20 protein-coding genes are annotated in these 17,884 nt (G+C 42.4%); 10 read left to right on the top strand and 10 right to left on the bottom strand.

Annotated features, from left to right (window positions below; all coding sequences use genetic code 11):
* Positions 1–97 precede the first annotated feature (97 nt).
* The 5 genes from rpsU to H6G92_RS15835 form a co-directional block, all read right to left on the bottom strand.
* Positions 98–286: a 30S ribosomal protein S21 gene (gene rpsU, locus H6G92_RS15855; protein ID WP_012407716.1), complete on the bottom strand. Its 189-nt coding sequence runs from the start codon at positions 284–286 to the stop codon at positions 98–100.
* Positions 287–524: 238 nt separating this feature from the next.
* On the bottom strand, positions 525–845 hold the full coding sequence (locus tag H6G92_RS15850; protein ID WP_190894616.1) for an RNA recognition motif domain-containing protein: 321 nt from the start codon (positions 843–845) through the stop codon (positions 525–527).
* Between the two features lie 635 nt (positions 846–1,480).
* A complete protein-coding gene (locus tag H6G92_RS15845) occupies positions 1,481–3,106 on the bottom strand; it encodes a tetratricopeptide repeat protein (RefSeq protein WP_190894615.1) in 1,626 nt (541 codons plus the stop codon).
* Positions 3,107–3,112: 6 nt separating this feature from the next.
* Complete coding sequence (locus H6G92_RS15840) at positions 3,113–3,337, bottom strand: hypothetical protein (protein WP_190894687.1); 225 nt, start codon at positions 3,335–3,337, stop codon at positions 3,113–3,115.
* A 70-nt stretch (positions 3,338–3,407) separates the two neighbouring features.
* On the bottom strand, positions 3,408–3,557 hold the full coding sequence (locus tag H6G92_RS15835; protein WP_190894614.1) for a hypothetical protein: 150 nt from the start codon (positions 3,555–3,557) through the stop codon (positions 3,408–3,410).
* Positions 3,558–4,281: 724 nt separating this feature from the next.
* Between H6G92_RS15835 and H6G92_RS15830 the strand changes: the two genes are divergently transcribed.
* Together H6G92_RS15830 and psb35 are read left to right on the top strand one after the other, a co-directional pair.
* Complete coding sequence (locus tag H6G92_RS15830) at positions 4,282–4,464, top strand: CsbD family protein (RefSeq protein ID WP_190894613.1); 183 nt, start codon at positions 4,282–4,284, stop codon at positions 4,462–4,464.
* A 170-nt stretch (positions 4,465–4,634) separates the two neighbouring features.
* Positions 4,635–4,844, top strand: a complete 210-nt coding sequence (gene psb35, locus H6G92_RS15825) for a photosystem II assembly protein Psb35 (protein ID WP_190894612.1) — start codon at positions 4,635–4,637, stop codon at positions 4,842–4,844.
* 98 nt (positions 4,845–4,942) lie between these two features.
* On the opposite strand, the gene H6G92_RS15820 is transcribed toward psb35, so the two are convergent.
* The gene (locus tag H6G92_RS15820) at positions 4,943–6,031 is read right to left on the bottom strand and encodes a hybrid sensor histidine kinase/response regulator (RefSeq protein ID WP_190894611.1); all 1,089 of its coding nucleotides are present in this window, start codon (positions 6,029–6,031) and stop codon (positions 4,943–4,945) included.
* Positions 6,032–6,614: 583 nt separating this feature from the next.
* On the opposite strand from H6G92_RS15820, the gene H6G92_RS15815 reads away from it, so the two are divergent.
* The 5 genes from H6G92_RS15815 (at position 6,615) to H6G92_RS15795 (ending at position 13,214) form a co-directional block, all read left to right on the top strand.
* Positions 6,615–7,334: a response regulator gene (locus H6G92_RS15815; protein WP_190894610.1), complete on the top strand. Its 720-nt coding sequence runs from the start codon at positions 6,615–6,617 to the stop codon at positions 7,332–7,334.
* A 179-nt stretch (positions 7,335–7,513) separates the two neighbouring features.
* Positions 7,514–9,202 (top strand): NAD(P)H-quinone oxidoreductase subunit 4, encoded by a 1,689-nt coding sequence (locus H6G92_RS15810; protein WP_190894609.1) that lies wholly within the window; start codon positions 7,514–7,516, stop codon positions 9,200–9,202.
* A 299-nt stretch (positions 9,203–9,501) separates the two neighbouring features.
* Positions 9,502–10,416, top strand: coding sequence for a homoserine kinase (gene thrB, locus H6G92_RS15805; protein ID WP_190894608.1), 915 nt, complete (start codon positions 9,502–9,504; stop codon positions 10,414–10,416).
* Between the two features lie 42 nt (positions 10,417–10,458).
* Positions 10,459–10,968, top strand: a complete 510-nt coding sequence (locus H6G92_RS15800) for a hypothetical protein (protein WP_190894607.1) — start codon at positions 10,459–10,461, stop codon at positions 10,966–10,968.
* 632 nt (positions 10,969–11,600) lie between these two features.
* Positions 11,601–13,214, top strand: a complete 1,614-nt coding sequence (locus H6G92_RS15795) for an NAD(P)H-quinone oxidoreductase subunit 4 (RefSeq protein WP_190894606.1) — start codon at positions 11,601–11,603, stop codon at positions 13,212–13,214.
* A 111-nt stretch (positions 13,215–13,325) separates the two neighbouring features.
* On the opposite strand, the gene H6G92_RS15790 is transcribed toward H6G92_RS15795, so the two are convergent.
* From H6G92_RS15790 to H6G92_RS15780, 3 genes are all read right to left on the bottom strand, one after another.
* The gene (locus H6G92_RS15790) at positions 13,326–13,886 is read right to left on the bottom strand and encodes an antibiotic biosynthesis monooxygenase (protein ID WP_190894686.1); all 561 of its coding nucleotides are present in this window, start codon (positions 13,884–13,886) and stop codon (positions 13,326–13,328) included.
* A gap of 70 nt (positions 13,887–13,956) precedes the next feature.
* Positions 13,957–14,895, bottom strand: coding sequence for an SMP-30/gluconolactonase/LRE family protein (locus tag H6G92_RS15785; protein WP_190894605.1), 939 nt, complete (start codon positions 14,893–14,895; stop codon positions 13,957–13,959).
* 6 nt (positions 14,896–14,901) lie between these two features.
* Positions 14,902–15,648, bottom strand: a complete 747-nt coding sequence (locus tag H6G92_RS15780) for an SDR family oxidoreductase (protein ID WP_190894604.1) — start codon at positions 15,646–15,648, stop codon at positions 14,902–14,904.
* A gap of 262 nt (positions 15,649–15,910) precedes the next feature.
* Here H6G92_RS15780 and H6G92_RS15775 point away from each other — a divergent pair, with 262 nt between their 5' ends.
* Genes H6G92_RS15775 through H6G92_RS15765 form a run of 3 tightly spaced genes read left to right on the top strand, consistent with a single transcriptional unit; the run spans position 15,911 to position 17,302 of the window.
* Positions 15,911–16,516, top strand: coding sequence for a Uma2 family endonuclease (locus H6G92_RS15775; protein ID WP_190894603.1), 606 nt, complete (start codon positions 15,911–15,913; stop codon positions 16,514–16,516).
* A gap of 46 nt (positions 16,517–16,562) precedes the next feature.
* Positions 16,563–16,979, top strand: coding sequence for a XisH family protein (locus H6G92_RS15770; RefSeq protein ID WP_190894602.1), 417 nt, complete (start codon positions 16,563–16,565; stop codon positions 16,977–16,979).
* Positions 16,967–17,302 carry a XisI protein gene (locus H6G92_RS15765; protein ID WP_190894601.1) on the top strand — a complete coding sequence of 112 codons (336 nt, stop codon included), beginning with the start codon at positions 16,967–16,969 and terminating at the stop codon, positions 17,300–17,302. Before H6G92_RS15770 ends, H6G92_RS15765 begins: the two co-directional genes overlap by 13 nt.
* Before the next feature lie 311 nt (positions 17,303–17,613).
* On the opposite strand, the gene H6G92_RS39485 is transcribed toward H6G92_RS15765, so the two are convergent.
* On the bottom strand, positions 17,614–17,877 hold the full coding sequence (locus H6G92_RS39485) for an HNH endonuclease (RefSeq protein WP_313889970.1): 264 nt from the start codon (positions 17,875–17,877) through the stop codon (positions 17,614–17,616).
* Positions 17,878–17,884 lie beyond the last annotated feature (7 nt).

The raw sequence follows: 17,884 nt of genomic DNA, 5'->3' as shown, positions 1-17,884 counted from the left end.
TTTTAGCGTTTCTTTAGGTTTCCTGATTTTTAAAATAGGCAAAAGAAAAACCCTCATAAAATTTATGAGGGCATTAGTTTATATCTATGTCAGTCCTTTAATTACGAAAACTTCTCTTACTCTGCCTGTGCTTGGCGACTTCTTTGCGCTTGCGTTTTTCTAAAGGCGTTTCAAAATGACGGTGCTTTCTCATGTCTGGAAAAATTCCAGCCTTAGAAACTTCTCGCTTAAATCGTCGTAAGGCTGACTCAATGTGTTCATTGTCACCTACAATTACTTGGGTCATTATATCTCCTACTAAGTTGACTTCATCAATGGCTATGCAGGCATTCAGGAGTACTGTACATGGATAGCGGGGTGGTAGCTCGTGCTGAGTAACAATCCCCTAGATTTATCTATGGGGGATTGAAATAACGACAAGCATTCGTTTCTGGGCACTCAGCACTGCTTCGGTAACATTACAAAAAAAAGACAGACTCCTTGTCTGACCTTAAGACTCTAGGTAAATTTTTTTGTTTCCAAGGTTAGTAGCGATTGCGACCACCGCCGCCGCCGCTGTATCCACCTCTACCACCACCAAATGAACCTCTATCACCTCTGTCTTCCTTGGGTTTAGCCTTATTGACTTTCAGGTCACGGCCCATCCACTCAGCACCATCGAGAGCTTCAATGGCAGCTGCTTCTTCAGCTTCAGTTCCCATTTCCACAAAAGCAAAGCCTCGTGGACGACCTGTTTCACGGTCAGTAGGTACTTGAACTCGCTTTACAGTACCATATTCTGCAAAAATACCACTTAAATCCTCTTGTGTAACATCATAAGAGAGGTTACCTACATAAATTGACATCGATTCTCTCCAAAATCATCACTGTGTAGAGATTTTAATTTCTCTGAGAAGTCTGTAAATACTAAAAGGAAAAAGCCTTTCAATACTAAAACCAAAGACATCACTGAATTAACTCTCCTAATCATAGGATGACATATGAGTCAACTCTCTGCATCTAGTAGGTAGTTAACCAGTGATGCGATCGCACTTAAGCGATCGGCAGCCCCCATCTACCTTAAGTACAACCCGCCGGAAAAAAGGGTTGGAAATGGAAGAAGATAAATTCTGTAGGGTGATATAGGAAATCAGACATACAGGGGCGCATCTTTGAATATCCGAATTGAACGTTTGACTGCATTAACCATGAAGCATTACTCCAAAATTTTAATATGAAAGGCAAAGTCAGGCAACAAATAACAATTCAAAATTCAAAATTTTACCCTTACAGGGATCTTGCTACGCGTAACGTCTCTGAAAGAGAAGCTCTGACCATATTGCACCGCTTCTGTCTTGTTCACCAAGGCGGCGGTAAGCCCATTTCTTCAAGAGGGATAGCCGCCCCGCCGCCGTTAACTGTTGACTGTTGACTGTTGACGGTTAACAGTCAACAGTCTTTCGTGTTATCCCATCCCCTTTTATGGGTGGGATGAGCTTAATTACATTTTGGCTATGTCAAGTTCCGTATCAGCCCCTTTCCAAGCTGTTTCCAGTTCGGCTTTGACAAGTTGAGCAGCCTGATCTTTGCCCTGTGCTTGCAAACTTGCCTGCAAGCCAAATAGAGAACGCCCATTATGGGGATATTTTTTTAGATCAGCACGAAAGACTTTCTCAGCCTCTTTATAGTCACCTTTAGCCAAAAGTACGCTGCCCAAAGATTCCCGCGTGGGAAAGTACCAGTCTGGTGGTTCCACGTAATTGAGGGCATCCTCTGCTGCCACTGCTTTTTCTAGCAATTGAATGGCAGATTCATAATCATGCTTTTCTTTAGCAATTTTGGCATCTAGAACTTTTGAGGCAATGTCTAAAATGCTACTGGCAGGACTGAATCCAATGGTTGCTTGGGTAGAAATTACCTGTTTGGCGGCGAGTAATGCCCGACTTTCACTTGCTGCATCTTCAAGTTTGCCTGTGGCAGACATCGCCATGCCGCGAGCAAAATGCCAAAGTGCTTTAGTAGTGGGCAACTTAGCATCGGGAGCAGGAGTTTTTAAGATGGCATCCCAGTTATTAAAGCGTGTCTGAATCAGCATTTTGCTGCCCAGAAATCCTTCAAGCATTGGTGCATACGGGTCAATGGCAGTAGCATTTGCGACTAACTTCTCTGCGGATTTGAGAGCATCTTCATATCTTCCTGCCATGCTGCTAGCCACCATGAGAAAATGTACATTGTGGTTGTAGTACATCATGGGGTAAGTGCCCTGGACTTGATATTTGTTGATGTAAATATCATCTTGAGCGATCGCCTGTTCGTTTGCCCGCATTGCCCCTTCATAATCTCCCACGCGAAAATAAATATGAGAAGGCATATGTACCAAGTGTCCCGCTGCTGGTGCTAGGATTCCTAGTCGTTTGGCACTTACAAGGGCTTTTTCAGGGGAAGGCGAGGCTTCCACTGCATGGATATAGTAATGATTAGCTCCCGTATGATTCGGGTTTCGTTTGAGAACTGATTCCAAAATGGCCACAATTTCTTCTGTATCTGGCTGTGGCTTGCCATCTTTAGTCCAGTGTTGCCAAGGATGCAGATCCATCAAGCTTTCAGCGTAAAGCGTCGCCACATCCAAATCATCAGGATAGCGCTTGACTAGTTTTGCCATTGCTTTCGCGTAGTCCACCGCTAGTTGATACAAGTCTGCATCAGGATCTTGGGAGTAACGTTTTGCTAAGGCGGTAATGTAGTCTCGTTCTTGGGTAGATGCTTGGGCAGAAAGTGCTAAAGCCTGCTGTACCGCTTGATAAGCAGCTAATTCTCGGTTGGGGTCTATTGCTGAGTTAATATTGGGGCCTAGAGCCAGAGCGATTCCCCAATATGCGATCGCCAAATGCGGATCGAGTTTGGCAGCATATTGAAAAGAACGCACCGCCTCATCATGATTGAAAGCGTAAATTAAATTTAATCCCTGATCGAAAAACTCTTGTGCTTGGGGATTAGCAGTAGAAACTGGATGGTGGATTGTGCCAAGTCCAGATATTAAGGTGTAGGGCTGTTGTACTTGAGCAATCGCCGCACTAGGAGCGATTAAAGAGAGTATAAGCACCCAAACTATACATAAGTACTTCATTGTCGTCTATATTTTTTTCTTAATATTCAAATGCCACAGTTTCTCTAAAGAGGCAACTTGTTGGCGAAGAACAGCAACACGCTGTTTCTTATAGATATTAAACCCTGCAAACCCAATCATTAAGATTGCTATAGAACATCCGATAAAAATGTTAACAGATGCATCAGTTTGCATCTTAGAGTCTACATATTGAGAGTTGGGAGTTGGTTGAGTAGTAAAATGCGATCGCATAAACACCTTCATAAATACTATAAGTAACAAGCTAGAAATAAACGAGGGTAATTGTTTCTACTTTCTCTGGTCAAAAATTAGTCACAAGTTCTACTAATAGAGCATGGTGCAAGGGACGCGCACTTGTTGGCACAGCCTCTCCAAGAGTTAAGGCTGTGCTATTAACCACCAAAGTTACGATGGTAGCAAGCCACCATACCTGTGGGTAATTTAAAGCCACCGCTTAGACTTCTCTATGCCTTCTTGCACTAGCTAAACTACTCTTCAGTGAAAACTTGAAAAATTATGTTTATTTCTGCCCAATATTTCTAACAAAGCCTTGTTCGGTAAGCTAAGAATACTGGAATATTTACTTAAATCTCAACTCTTCTTTGTGCCAGTTATTTCTAATTACTGCTTAAGTATTCAAATTCCAAAAAGTGACATATAACGGTTCTCAATTGCATAGAATACAGAGCATTGCTAGAGGCACAGCAATGCTGTGCTGCACCCAAAGAGAAGTTACATACAGCAATTTTCTTTTGCATCAAGTACAAAGCTAGGGGTTTAGAGGCAGAGAGACAGTTCTTGCTGGAGGTAGAAACTCCTAAAATTTGATTGTGAGTCCTACATTTTGTACTTCACTAACTTGTAAACTGCTGTATTTCCCATATCCAGCGGTAATAAGCCAAGTTGCGATTTATCATCATCGCTGTCTACCTGAAGTTGTAAATGATTTTGTCTCAAGATAGAGATACGTTTCTCTCTTGTGGATATTAATTGGATTCTCAAAGATGAATTTCACCTTTAAAGAACTATGTATAACGAATACAAATATTTGTCATAAAAACATCGTCAGATAGAAGAATTAAAACTTGTTTAAAAGTAATCTATAAACATTGCAGCGCTTTCTTAGGAAGCAACAAAAAACTAATCAAAAGTTAACATAAATAGGAACAAAACATATGAGTATCGAAGATAGAGCAAAAGCTTTTGCTAAAAACATCGAAGGAAAAGTACAAGAAACAGTTGGTGAAGTAACTGGCAATCCTAACGATAAAGCTGAAGGTAAAGCTAAACAAGCTGAAGCTCAAGTCCGTCATACTGCTGAAAATCTCAAAGATGAAGTTAAAAAGACTTTAGACTAAGCTGAACTTTATTTAGTTTATTCAGGAGGAAGGTGTAGGTAAAATAATTATTTACTGAACCTTCTCCTTTTCTAAAATCTGTTTTCTAACTTGGATTTTAGGCATTTTTACAATACTGTTTCCAAAATATTTTCTCAAACTCTCAGTGATTTTTTAAAAGGTCTCGAGCCATGATTAATCTTCTATTTACCTATCTTTTAACAGATATAAATTTGATATCACAAGATAATTCTGGTTATTCTATTGTGCTGACAGCGTTATTAGGATTAGGCTTTATCGTTGCTGTTACTATAGGGTCAACTGCCTGGTACAATTCCAAACGTCCTGTAGGTTGGGAAGATAAAGAACGTCCCGATATTGTTCCAGAAATTAATAAGTAAAAATATTATTGTCTGCCTCCTCCTATATTTTAGTGTTCACAAATTTTGCCTGTGAACACTATTTTATTTTTGATTGCAAAACATCCTTACTTTTAGTTTTAGCCAGATATAGGTAGATGTATGGTGAATGTACTACCATGTCCTGGTTCAGATGTTACATCGATTGTGCCTTGATGTGCTTCGATAATGCAGCGAGATAGATATAGGCCCAAACCACTACCAGAACGCTGGTGTTTACCTTGGCGAAATCGCTCGAATAATATTGCCTGATCTTGTTTAGAAATTCCTGGCCCCGTATCTTGGATATCAATAGTCACATCTGCCGGAGTGACATGGCTGTGAATATCTACAGAACCTTTATCTGTAAATTTGATCGCATTGCCGATGATATTTGTCAATACCCGCCGCAGTTCTACGCGATCGCCCATGACGGTGCTTGCAGTTTCACCTCTGTCAATATTTACAGTTAATCCTTTTTCTTCAGCTAAGGGAGTTAATTCCTGGGAAACTTCACTAACTAATTCCTGAATATTGCAGGGAGAAATTTTTAAGGTTTTACAGCCCGCTTCATGACGATAAACTTCTAGCAAGGTATTTACCATTTCCAGCAGGTCTTGATTACTGCCAATCATGGTATCAATTATTTCTTGCAATTGTGGCGAAACATCGCAAAACCTGCCTTCCAGCAATAATTTTAATACCCGGTTGGAGGCTACCAGTGGTATACGTAAATCGTGAGTAAAACGGGAGACAAAATCTGCCCGCAGGTTAGCCATCTGATCTCGTTCATCGATACTATGCTTGAGACGCAGGAGCGATCGCACTCGTGCATGTAGTTCATCAGGATCGAATGGTTTACGAATAAAGTCATCTGCACCAGCATCGAGTCCTTCCACAACGCTAGACTCATAGTGAGCCGTGAGCAGCAGAATGGGGATAAATGGCAACGCCGGATTCTGCCGGATGCGTCGAGTGAATTCATACCCATCTATCTCCGGCATCATCACATCTAAGAGAATTAAGTCTGGCGGTGACTCCTCAACCATAGCCAGAGCTATTTTGCTATCTTCCACTAAGCTAATTTCATAGTCCTTATCTTCTAGGACAGCTTCTAAGACTAGTAGATTGTCAAAAACATCATCGACAGCGAGAATTTTATCTTTTTTGACAGTTTTAGTTAAAGACATGGCTAAATAAAAAAAGAAGTGCTTGGCTATCCCTAGCAAATCTAGTAATAGCTTACTTCACTAGCGCTGAGATTATTAAGGATTCACATTTTCCTTTCAAGTTTCCTGAATTAAAATCTTACCTTTCTAAGTAAATATACCAAGAATAGTTTTAATACTTGTAATAATTTATTACTATTTTTGCAAGTATCATAGCCGTCCGATTATCCAACCAATATCTGTACCTTGGTGCTAGGGTGAGGTAGTTTAGCCCCTTTTATTTATGTACATCATCCTAGCTACTGTAAGGGTAACTATTTAATAGTCGCCGACTCTTGCTTGCTACAAGATTTTCAATGAAAAATTGTCTACCATAAAACATCATTATCAGGTTAATGTATAAAAATATTTTTTGATTAATTTATTCTTTCATATCGAAACTCTTGCTTTAGAAAAACTTACGAGATAAGGTTATTTATGTCTAATGATAGATGAAGTTCGGGGAACAATACCAACTGCATTGCTTTTTGTATAAGATCCCGAATAAAAGAACGAGATTATTTTAATCTGTACTTTAGATAGATAACAGTAAAGTTAAGCAACTATGAATGAAATCAAGATCCTTGTGATTGAAGATCACAACCTTACGAGAATTGGCTTACGGGCTGCTTTACAAACCCAGCCTGAGTTAAACATTGTTGGTGAAGCAGCCAATGCAGCCGATGGCATCAAGCTTCTGAAAACTCTCAAGCCTGATGTTGCTACTATTGACATTGGTTTGCCTGACATGGATGGTATTGAGCTAACACGCACATTTAGGCAATATCAAGCAGAGAACGAAGATTATACTACAAAGCTGCTAATTTTAACCATGCAGAATAGCGAACAGGCAGTTTTAGCAGCATTTGCAGCAGGTGCAGATTCTTATTGCATGAAGGATATCGAAACTGAGAGACTAGTTGAGGCTGTGCGAACCACCCATGCAGGTAGCTCATGGATCGATCCAGCGATCGCAGACCTTGTACTACAACAAATACGTCAAGATTTCCCCGATGGCAGCAGAGGGGCATCTGGAAAAAGAGTCTTGATTGAAGGTATTGACCCAGACACTGAGAAAAGTATAGTCACCTATCCTTTAACTCATAGGGAGATGGATGTTTTAGAGTTGATTGTCGCTGGCTGTGACAATGCAGAAATTGCTAAAAGGCTCTATTTAACAGTCGGTACTGTAAAAACTCATGTTCGAGGTATTCTCAATAAACTCTGTGTCGCTGACCGGACACAGGCTGCTGTTCGTGCTTTGCGGGCTGGATTAGTACCGTGAGCAACTAAAAATCTTTCTTCCCCAGTCCCCAGTCGCCATTTATTAAGTCGATTGTCTTTGAGTCAAAGCGGTTAACTGGGACAAATATTTATGGTTAACTGGGACAAATACTTATGAAGAAATTGTTACAAGGTTTAGTAGAATGACATCATCCCAAATAAGTATTTTTTCTCATATACATGATAGCGGATCAATTTCCCTGGCTTACCGCAATTGTCTTGCTGCCACTAGTTGCTTCCCTGCTCATCCCTGTGCTGCCTGATAAAGATGGCAAGCGCGTGCGGTGGTATGCACTGGGTGTAGGTATTGCAGACTTTGCCTTGATGTGCTACGCCTTTTGGAAGCATTACGATGCCAGCAATGCTAGTTTTCAAATGGTGGAAAGTTATGCCTGGATGCCTCAGTTGGGTCTGAACTGGGCGGTATCAGTCGATGGACTATCAGTACCACTTGTGCTGCTAGCAGGATTTGTCACCACACTCTCGATGTTTTCGGCTTGGCAAGTTGATCACCGCCCTCGCCTCTTCTATTTTTTGATGCTGGTGCTGTATTCTGCACAAGTAGGGGTGTTCGTTGCCAAAGACTTGCTGCTATTTTTCATTATGTGGGAAGTAGAGCTAATCCCCGTCTACCTACTAGTCTGCATTTGGGGTGGGCAAAGGCGTCGTTATGCGGCTACGAAATTCTTGTTGTATACCGCAGCAGCTTCTATATTTATCTTAGTGGCAGCCTTGGCAATGGGGCTACACGGCGGCGGTGATATGACATTTGATATAACCGCCCTCGCCAAGAAGGAATATCCCATTGGTTTACAACTGCTACTTTATGCAGGGTTGTTGATTGCATTTGGTGTCAAGCTTGCTGTTTTCCCGATGCATACCTGGTTGCCTGATGCCCACGGCGAAGCATCCTCTCCTGTATCAATGATTTTGGCTGGTGTATTGCTGAAGATGGGCGGATACGGACTAATTCGCCTGAATCTTGAGTTGCTCCCCGATGCACACATTTACTTTGCACCGGTTTTAGCCATTCTGGGTGTTGTCAATATTATTTATGGTGCATTGAACTCCTTTGCTCAGACTAATATGAAGCGGCGTTTGGCTTATTCGTCGATTTCTCATATGGGGTTTGTGCTGCTTGGAATTGCCTCCTTCACTGATTTGGGAATCAACGGCGCGATGTTGCAGATGATCTCGCATGGTTTGATTGCATCGGTGCTGTTCTTCTTAGCAGGTGTTACTTACGATCGCACCCACACAATGGTAATGAAAGATATGGGCGGTATTGGTCAAGCCATGCCCAAAGTCTTTGCCCTGTTTACAATCGGAGCAATGGCATCTCTGGCACTTCCCGGTATGAGTGGCTTTGCTGGCGAACTCTCAGTATTCGTTGGTATGACAAGCAGTGACGTTTACAGTTCGACTTTCTGCACCGTCACAGTTTTTCTCGCCGCAGTTGGAGTTATCCTCACACCTATCTATCTACTTTCCATGCTCCGAGAGGTATTTTATGGTAAAGGTGCAGCACTCCTATGCGACATTAATAATGCAGGTTCGGAAAATCAAGAAGATGAGGGAACAGTTTGTTTTGGTACAGACTGCCTCGTGCCAGAAGAAGCAGTCTACGACGATGCTAGACCACGTGAGGTGTTTATCGCTGCCTGTTTTCTGTTGATGATTATTGGTATTGGTTTCTATCCCAAGATGGCGATGCAGATGTACGACGTGAAGACTGTTGCAGTCAATGCTAATCTTCGCCAGTCTTATGCGATAATCTCACAAACAAATCCCCAAATCTATGCTAAGGGTTTCTTGGTTCCGCCAATTACCGAGGTTGAGGTAGCGCCCGTTTTAGGAACTCTGAAGTAAGCTTTTTGAAATATGTTTCTTCTGTGGAAAGAGCGATCGCTAACTTCGAGAACTTCTAAGTATATTTCAGAGGAAGAAGAGACTATTGATAGCCTATCCATAGTGATCGGCTATCAATCCCAAATTATTCTCAGGATGCCCAAGATGTTTTTTCTGGAAAAGGGCACGGTAGTGCCGTGCCCCTACGGGTGTACCTCACGTAAACGAGAACCGCTATACCACAACAGATAATTAGCATCACTAATAAACAAATTAACCCTTTACATGGGATGCTAGTTGATGATTAGTGAGTTTTATCAATGTCTGTTGTTTCTGGTGTCACTGTTACTGTTCCTGCCACAACTGCGAATTTGGGGCCTGGTTTTGATTGCATCGGTGCAGCATTAAAGCTGTACAACGAGTTCAAGTTCACTCGCCTAGAAGAGGGTGGGCTAACTATTCATGTCACTGGTACGGAAGCTGAACGAGTCCAAACCGATGAAAGTAATCTCCTCTATCAAGCGTTTGTCAAGTTCTATCAACATATAGAGCAGACACCGCCGACTGTGAAAATAGAGATTAAGTTAGGTGTGCCGTTGGCGAGAGGTTTGGGTAGTTCGGCGACTGCAATTGTTGGTGGGTTAGTTGCTGCTAATCAACTTGAGGGTACAACTCTTTCTCAGGCGCAGGTGATGGAGTTAGCGATCGCAATGGAAGGACATCCTGATAATGTAGTTCCAGCTTTGTTGGGAGGATGTCGTCTCGCTGCTACCAGTGGCGCCGCTTGGGAAATTTGTGATGTTCCCTGGCATAAAGATGTTGTACCAGTTGTAGCTATTCCTAATTTTGAACTTTCCACTTCAGAAGCGCGGGGTGTTCTCCCCACTGAGGTGAGTCGCGCTGACGCGATTTTCAATACAGCACATTTGGGGTTATTGTTGCGCGGCTTGGAAACTGGTAACGGACAATGGCTAAAGACAGCTTTACAAGATAAGTTGCATCAGCCCTATCGTAAAGCTTTGATTCCTGGTTATGATGCTCTTAACATTGCAGCTGTTAGTGCTGGTGCTTATGGTATGGTAATTAGTGGTGCGGGGCCGACACTGTTAGCTTTGGCAGATAAGTTACACTCAGAGGCTGTGGAGGCGGCGATGTTAGCTGCTTGGCAAGAAGAAGGAATTACAGCCGAGGTGCGATCGCTTTCTCTTGATACCCAAGGTGCAAAAAGCTTTTAAAAAATCAGATGACTATTTTACTCAGCACTTAAAACTCGATTTATGGAGCAAATTCAGGCTGAAATGGCGGCGCTTAACTCTCAAATTCAGATTCTTTTGGAAGAACGCGCTGCACTCACTATTAATAATGTAATCTCTGGCGAGAATGATTCACCCCAAGCAATGGTGGAAGCTTACCGCCGTCAAGCTAGGGAAAATGCCCAATTATCAGTTGAACTCCAAGGCATAGACGCGGCGATCACAGCCCTGGAAGGCCAGATAAAACAAAAACAAGGTAAATTAGTGCGATCGCAAGTTGCATCAAAAGAACTTATCCAACAGCAGCAGCTAGAAGAAGCCAAAGAAGTAGCACAGGTTCATGCTCAACGCATTAATCAACTAGCAAGTGAACTTGCGGCAGAAGTCCGTTTTCTTAAGGCTTGTGCCAATCAACTCAGTCCAATGTATTGGCAGATTTATTACAAGCCCTTCATTACTGGGTTCAAGACAATCTCCGTTCCTTATGTCCGCTCTGACGGGGAAGTGTGGACAATTGTCAACCGGATTGTTTAATGGTCAGCCCCAAGTACTTTTGACCTCACTTTCCTTCCTCTCTCCTAAAAGGCTACGGTGTACACACAAGTCGAAAAAAGCTTGATTTTTCATTGTTTCCTCGTTGATCTCGTTCCCATGCTCTGCATGGGAATGCCTGATTTAGAGGCTCTGCCTCCAGTCAGATATTGAGTCAGAGACTCAATGAATGCATTCCCAAGCGGAGCCTGGGAACGAGGAAAATCAAGGTTTTTAGGACTTGTATGTACACCATAGCTAACTTTTAGGAGAGAGGCTTTGAATCTTACTCCCCAACGCTAGCTCTTAAGGGGCTGGGGGTTAGGTCTATGACTCAACTTAGAAACGTAGACTAATATAGCCCTGACAATTGGGCTAGAAAATATAACGGTATTGTAACGGTGGCTTTGGCTGCCGTTTTTTGTTGACGTTGCAAAAGTTTACATTTAGAATGGAATCGGCAAAATCCGATAAGTATTTATTCTTATTTATCCTGATAATTTGGAATTTGATGAGTATATATTCTTATCTATGCCAAAAATTTAAGATTCTAGGGTTAAGGAATGTTTACAAAAGTATTGATTCCTTAATATAATGAAATTAAAAGCGAGAAGGCAAATTTATTGTCAGAAGTGATGAATGCTATTGAATTTCCCTGGCTAACAGCCATAATCCTCTTACCCTTGGTGGCTGCCTTAGCCATCCCCTTAATCCCAGACAAAGAAGGCAGAACTGTGCGGTGGTATGGTCTGGGAGTTGCGATCGCTGACTTTGCACTGATGATTTATGCCTTTTGGTATAACTACGATTTTCATAGTTCAACACTCCAACTTGTAGAAAACTATCCTTGGATACCGCAGTTAGGTTTGCATTGGGCTGTGGGGGTTGATGGTTTATCGATGCCCTTGCTGCTTCTAACAGGCTTAATAAATACCCTCGCAATATTCGCGGCTTGGAAAGTTACCACCAAGCCGCGATTATTTTATGGTCTGATGTTAGCGATGTACAGCGCCCAGCTTGGCGTATTCGTCGCCCAAGATTTGCTGCTGTTCTTCCTAATGTGGGAAATCGAATTAGTGCCGGTTTACCTGCTGATTTCCATCTGGGGAGGGCAAAACCGTCGTTATGCGGCTACCAAATTCATTCTTTACACCGCCGCTGCATCAATATTTATCTTGATTGCCGGTTTTGCAATGGCATTCTCTGGAGATACCGTTACCTTCGACATGGCGACTCTAGGAATGAAAGAATACCCCAAAACCTTGGAATTGTTGGTTTATGCAGGTTTCTTGATTGCCTTCGGTGTGAAGTTACCAATTTTCCCTTTACATACTTGGCTACCTGATGCCCACGGTGAAGCATCAGCACCCGGTTCAATGATTTTGGCTGGTGTGTTGTTAAAAATGGGTGGTTATGCTCTCATCCGCTTTAATGTGGAAATGTTGCCCAATGCCCATGTGACTTTTGCCCCAGTGCTGGCAATTTTGGGTGTGGTTAACATTGTCTACGGTGCTTGCTGTGCTTTTGCCCAAACCAATCTCAAACGCCGCTTGGCTTACTCTTCAATTGCCCACATGGGGTTTGTGCTGATTGGGATTGCCTCTTACACAGAACTGGGTATCAGCGGTGCAGTGTTACAGATGGTTTCCCACGGTTTGATTGCTGCTAGCTTGTTCTTTCTCTCTGGCGTCACTTACGATCGCACCCACACCTTGATGATGGATAAAATGGGCGGTATGGCCAAGGTAATGCCCAAAACCTTTGCTTTGTTTACCATTGGTTCAATGGCTTCTCTCGCTTTACCCGGAATGAGTGGTTTTGTGGGTGAGTTAATGGTATTTCTGGGTATCGCCACCAGTGACGTTTACAGTTCTAGCTTCAAAGTTGTAGTTGTGTTGCTGTCAGCCGTTGGCGTGATTTTGACACCAATTTATTTACTGTCGATGTTGCGTCAAGTGTTCTACGGTGAGCAAAGTGAAGAGTTGCACCTGGATGCTGTAATATCTGATGTCAAACCCCGCGAAATATTTATTACCGCTTGTTTGCTGCTGCCAATCATCGGTATCGGGTTTTATCCCAAACTGGCAACGCAGACTTATGACGTGAAGGCAGTAGAATTAGCCGCCCATGCTCGTGAAGTTCTACCAGTCGTTGCTCATCAGCAACCATCAAGTCTGTACTCGCGGATTTTCTCTGCACCAACATTGGCTACTTCTCAAGTTGAAAGTTCAATTAACATTTCTGAGTAAATTAACTTCCCATTAAGGGGTCTGCAAGTAAATTCTAAATTATTAGGGCAATAAAGGGGTAGTTAGATAACTACCCCTAACATTTTGGCTTTTTGGAGGGGCGTTCAGGTGCTAAACTTTTCGTAATTTAGGATATAGCCAAGAACTAAACAAACGGCTAACTCTAGGCATGACAACATAAGTTAATAGCAAAACCATAGTAATGGTAATGATCAACGAAATAATTAAGGGAGGTAAGCCGCGAAGCAGGGGCGTTATAAATGTATTCAACAAATTAATCAACACAAATACAGCTCCCCAAGTTAGCAATGCTGTTTTATAGCGCGGTGGAGTTTTCAGTGGTTGACCGGGAAGAGAAAACCAAGCTTCTAATCCACAGATTTGTTGAACATCAGGATCGGATTCCACCAAATGTTTACCTTGATTCAGCCAATATTCGCGATCGCGCGATGTCATCCACACCTTTAAATTTTCATAACCGTCAAACCGGAAGATAATCACGTATTCATTTCGCACTCCAAGTTGGGGACGAATCACGTTTGTTCCCAAATGACCTACATAGGTTCTGGCAACTCTGGTAATATCTTTTAACCAAGCCTCGTAAGCGCTTTCGCATCCTGGCTTTACAACTTGTGTAATGACCACGGTTACAAATTGCTCGTCCTGTTCCATCTCCATTAGTTATGTCACCATCAAGTTAATAGTTGTAAGTTTTTGCAACCGTAGCATGGTTGAGTCATTCTCAAATTAAGGAATACCCAGTTTTTCCAACTTCAAGCCGAACAACATTAGCAGGAACGACACCAGTAGGTGGAGGTAAAAACATTCCACCATTAGTTACAACATAAATCGCGGTGTTATCGCTCTCTGTTTGACCAAAAGCCACGGCTGTGCTACCAATTACACCTGACTCGGCTTGAGCAATGATAGTAGTAGTGCGATCGGGCGCAATTCGTACCACACTGTTGTAAATGTGCGTTGCTCCATAAAGGTTGCCTTCCACATCAAAGGCAAAGTCATCAATATTAGTTTGCTCAACAAAAATTTCCGGCTCACCTGGTTTATTAGCAGTATCAACAGGAATCCGCAACAGCAACATTTTTTCCGTATTTGAAACGTAGAGGAAATCACCAAAACGTTTCAAGCCATTTGCAGCCGGAAACACGCTCTCCGAATTGCTACGAGCAAGCATTGGATGTTCTAGCCATATTGATCCACTGGGTTGAGCAATATCAATCAGCCAGATTGCACCGCGAGAGGAATCTGCTGTCAAATACTGAGTGTCGCAAAGTGGCGTGATGCCATTGAGAAACATTGCGTCTGGCAGTGTCAGCAACGTTTCCACCGTGCCATCACTTTTAACTAGAGAAACCACTGGTATAGAATCACCATTCCATCCTGTTGCTACTAGATCGCCGTTCGCAGTGAAAGCAAGACCACTTACTTTGCCTTCAACAGTGGCATGAATTTGCTGATTGCCATCTGGGGTAATGCGAACAATCTCGCCGACCTCATGATTACTTACAAAAATTGTGCCATCTGACGCGTAGGCGTAGCCCGCCGTAGGCATCGCTAGATTTTCCAAAAAAGTATTAACAGGAAACGAGGCAATAACTTTAGCAGGTGCTAATTCAATCGGCTTATCTGCGTAAATAGACGGTAAATCTGCGGAATTTCCCATATTAACCTACCATTGTAATTCAATGGGGCCACCAAACTTTCGCATCTCTGCAAAAAACAGTCCTTGCGCTCCTCCATCGGGAAGTGTTGCCAAATAGACAGCAGTTTCGGCCCCTTCTTCTGCGGTGAATGGGGCATTATCTCCTCCCATATCTGTCTTCATCCAACCTGGAGAATAGGCATTTACGAGAATATTAGTACCTTGGAGTTCCTTGGCGAGAAGTACGGTTAGTCCATTCACTCCCACCTTTGAGAGTCGATAAGAAGGCGCTAAAGGGTAGTAATCAGTGGGAACTGATACCAGAGAAGCCATTTCCGTAGAGATATTGACAATGCGACCGTAGTTTTGCACCTTCATCAACGGAATTAATGCTTGAGAAATTCTGAGTACCGCTAGAACATTAGTTTCAAAGGTAGATCGCATCGTTTCCAGCTGCACAGTTAGTAAGCTGGACTCCTCCGGCTTAGTTGTGGGATTCACGCCTGCATTATTGACCAGAATATCTACCTTGCCGTAAGTTTCACGCAGCCATTCTGTAAACTGTTGCACACTTCCATCATTCGTGACATCCAGCGTGTGATAGTCAACATCAAGCCCTTCACTGGTAAGCTGCTGTTTAGCAGCAAGACCATCTGTTTCATTACGACTCGTCAGAATTACGCGGTTGCCAAATTGGGATAATTGACGAGAAATAGCATATCCTAGCCCTCGATTACTGCCTGTTACCACAGCAATCCTTTTTTGAGTCGTCATTTTTATGACCTTGAAACTGGTTTTGATTGTACTGTACTGAGATGCAATGAATTAAGCAAGTTGATTTAAGCAATGTATTCAATCAATGATCTGACTTACTTCAAACTCGAAGCTTGCCGTCCGCCTAAGCGTTGTTCTGACGCTGTAGGTCAGACATTGACAGAGATAGCCAATAATTCCAATCTTCATGAGTTAACCCTCATTTCACCGTAGATTGTGAAAAGATTATATTTAAAGCAGGTGAAGTAGCCACAAAGCAATTATGACCACCAACTTACCTGTAGCCACAGAAATTATACCAATGGTTTTGCAATTGCAACCTGCGATCGCACTAACCGAAGACCAGTTTTATGAGTTTTGTCAGCTAAACCGTGATTTTCGCATCGAACGCAATGCTGCTGGAGAATTAGTGATTATGCCCCCTACTGGTTCCGAAACTGATGAACGCAACTTTAACTTAGTTGGGCAGTTGTGGGTATGGACAAAGCAAGATGGTACAGGTGTAGGGTTTGGTTCCAGTGGTGGGTTTACTTTGCCGAATGGTGCAGTGCGATCGCCAGATGCAGCGTGGATAAAACGCGATCGCTGGGAGGCCATACCATCAGAACTGCGAAAAAAATTTGCACCGATTTGTCCTGAGTTTGTGATTGAATTGCGTTCTGAAACTGATAACTTACGAATTTTGCAAGACAAGATGCAAGAGTATATTGATAATGGGACACAACTTGGTTGGTTAATCGATAGAAAACAGCGCCGAGTTTTTATTTATCGTCCTAATATCGCAGTTGAGGTATTAGATAATCCTAAGACACTTTATGGTGAACCGTTGCTACCTGGGTTTGTTTTGGATTTAAGTCAGGTTTGGTAGGGAGTAAGCTAGTTTTATAGTACCGAAATCAAAATTCTAGGAATCTATGGCGGCGAAAGACATATTCCATGATGCAGTAAAACGCGCTTTAGAGAAAGAGGGTTGGCTCATCACTAATGACCCGCTTTTCCTGCGTTTTGGTGGTTTGGATATGTATATCGACCTTGGTGCAGAGAAAGTTTTAGCAGCTGAACGAAATCAAGAAAAAATTGCGGTTGAAGTTAAAAGCTTTGTTGCTCCATCTACTACAACTGAATTTAGTACTGCTTTAGGACAGTATCTCAAATATCAATTAGCACTTGAAGAAGAACAACCTGAGAGACTTCTATATTTAGCAGTTCCCTTAGACACCTATCGTTCTTTTTTTACCTTAGAACTGCCAGGCTTATTAATCCAACGTTACCAAGTTCGGCTGATTGTTTTCGACCCAGAAGAGGAGGCGATCGTAAAATGGCAAAAGTAGAACATTATCGTCAACTTATTCAAGAAATACTGCTAGCTTACAGCGAAATCAAAGCCAGCAACGAAGAAGTTGAAGCAGAAGTTATTTTTGATAGAGAACGCGATCGCTACCAAGTTGTTCATGCGGGGTGGTCAAATAAGCGCCGCGTATATGGCTGTGTTTTGCATTTAGATATTAAAAACGAAAAAATTTGGATTCAACACGATGGTACAGAAGGAGGTATTGCCAATGAACTTATTAGTCGAGGTATACCCAAAAAAGACATCGTTTTGGCTTTTCATTCCCCCTTTAAACGACAATTTACCGAGTTTGCTGTTGGTTAAGATGGCTGAAGGTTGAAAAGAACCCAATCACTCAGATAAATCGCGGTGCGTAGGCGTAGCCCGTCGTATACATCGCCATCACTGGGTTTATTTTAGATTTAAGTCAGGTTTGGTAAGAAATAAATTTAAGAATTTAATCCTGTTTAACAGTTAAAGAGCAGTAATTTTGCTCAAACTTCAGTTGGTGGATGCCAGCCAGCAGACACCCAAGCTTGCCTAACAGTTACAGCATAAGGATTATTCAGTTGCAAAGCTAATACAGTTGCACGGCCACAGGCAATCAAACCTGTAATTTGAGTACTGTTGTTTGCTCAAGCGAAATGACGTGACCATTTTTGTTGACGAGGGTTGAAGAGTTTGACTTTACGGTTTGTTATTGGATCTCTAGCATGGGTCTGAATACCTTTGTAGGCATTGCATAACCTACAAGCAAGCCACAGATTCTCCTCATCGTCAGTACCGCCTGCTGCTTTGGGAATGATATGTTCAATTTCTAAAATTCCCAAAACATACTTTTGGAGACTTAGGCAATAACCGCACTGGTTATTCGCCTGTATGCGTATCTGCGCGCGCACTTTTTCA

The sequence above is a fragment of the Nostoc foliaceum FACHB-393 genome, from assembly GCF_014698505.1.
GTDB classification, from domain to species: domain Bacteria; phylum Cyanobacteriota; class Cyanobacteriia; order Cyanobacteriales; family Nostocaceae; genus Nostoc; species Nostoc foliaceum_A.
The sequence above is the reverse complement of the archived record's forward strand: the minus strand, read 5'-3'. Positions and strand labels throughout refer to the sequence as shown.

What these genes read in the sequence shown, in the direction of transcription:
- thrB (WP_190894608.1), top strand. Translation starts at nt 9,502, where the DNA reads ATGTCTGTTGTTTCTGGTGTCACTGTTACTGTTCCTGCCACAACTGCG.
- H6G92_RS15795 (WP_190894606.1), top strand. Translation starts at nt 11,601, where the DNA reads ATGAATGCTATTGAATTTCCCTGGCTAACAGCCATAATCCTCTTACCC.
- H6G92_RS15810 (WP_190894609.1), top strand. Translation starts at nt 7,514, where the DNA reads ATGATAGCGGATCAATTTCCCTGGCTTACCGCAATTGTCTTGCTGCCA.
- H6G92_RS15840 (WP_190894687.1), bottom strand. Translation starts at nt 3,337, where the DNA reads ATGCGATCGCATTTTACTACTCAACCAACTCCCAACTCTCAATATGTA.
- H6G92_RS15770 (WP_190894602.1), top strand. Translation starts at nt 16,563, where the DNA reads ATGGCGGCGAAAGACATATTCCATGATGCAGTAAAACGCGCTTTAGAG.
- H6G92_RS15785 (WP_190894605.1), bottom strand. Translation starts at nt 14,895, where the DNA reads ATGGGAAATTCCGCAGATTTACCGTCTATTTACGCAGATAAGCCGATT.
- H6G92_RS15850 (WP_190894616.1), bottom strand. Translation starts at nt 845, where the DNA reads ATGTCAATTTATGTAGGTAACCTCTCTTATGATGTTACACAAGAGGAT.
- H6G92_RS15800 (WP_190894607.1), top strand. Translation starts at nt 10,459, where the DNA reads ATGGAGCAAATTCAGGCTGAAATGGCGGCGCTTAACTCTCAAATTCAG.
- H6G92_RS15775 (WP_190894603.1), top strand. Translation starts at nt 15,911, where the DNA reads ATGACCACCAACTTACCTGTAGCCACAGAAATTATACCAATGGTTTTG.
- H6G92_RS15815 (WP_190894610.1), top strand. Translation starts at nt 6,615, where the DNA reads ATGAATGAAATCAAGATCCTTGTGATTGAAGATCACAACCTTACGAGA.
- psb35 (WP_190894612.1), top strand. Translation starts at nt 4,635, where the DNA reads ATGATTAATCTTCTATTTACCTATCTTTTAACAGATATAAATTTGATA.
- rpsU (WP_012407716.1), bottom strand. Translation starts at nt 286, where the DNA reads ATGACCCAAGTAATTGTAGGTGACAATGAACACATTGAGTCAGCCTTA.
- H6G92_RS15830 (WP_190894613.1), top strand. Translation starts at nt 4,282, where the DNA reads ATGAGTATCGAAGATAGAGCAAAAGCTTTTGCTAAAAACATCGAAGGA.
- H6G92_RS15780 (WP_190894604.1), bottom strand. Translation starts at nt 15,648, where the DNA reads ATGACGACTCAAAAAAGGATTGCTGTGGTAACAGGCAGTAATCGAGGG.
- H6G92_RS15845 (WP_190894615.1), bottom strand. Translation starts at nt 3,106, where the DNA reads ATGAAGTACTTATGTATAGTTTGGGTGCTTATACTCTCTTTAATCGCT.
- H6G92_RS15820 (WP_190894611.1), bottom strand. Translation starts at nt 6,031, where the DNA reads ATGTCTTTAACTAAAACTGTCAAAAAAGATAAAATTCTCGCTGTCGAT.
- H6G92_RS15790 (WP_190894686.1), bottom strand. Translation starts at nt 13,886, where the DNA reads ATGGAACAGGACGAGCAATTTGTAACCGTGGTCATTACACAAGTTGTA.
- H6G92_RS15765 (WP_190894601.1), top strand. Translation starts at nt 16,967, where the DNA reads ATGGCAAAAGTAGAACATTATCGTCAACTTATTCAAGAAATACTGCTA.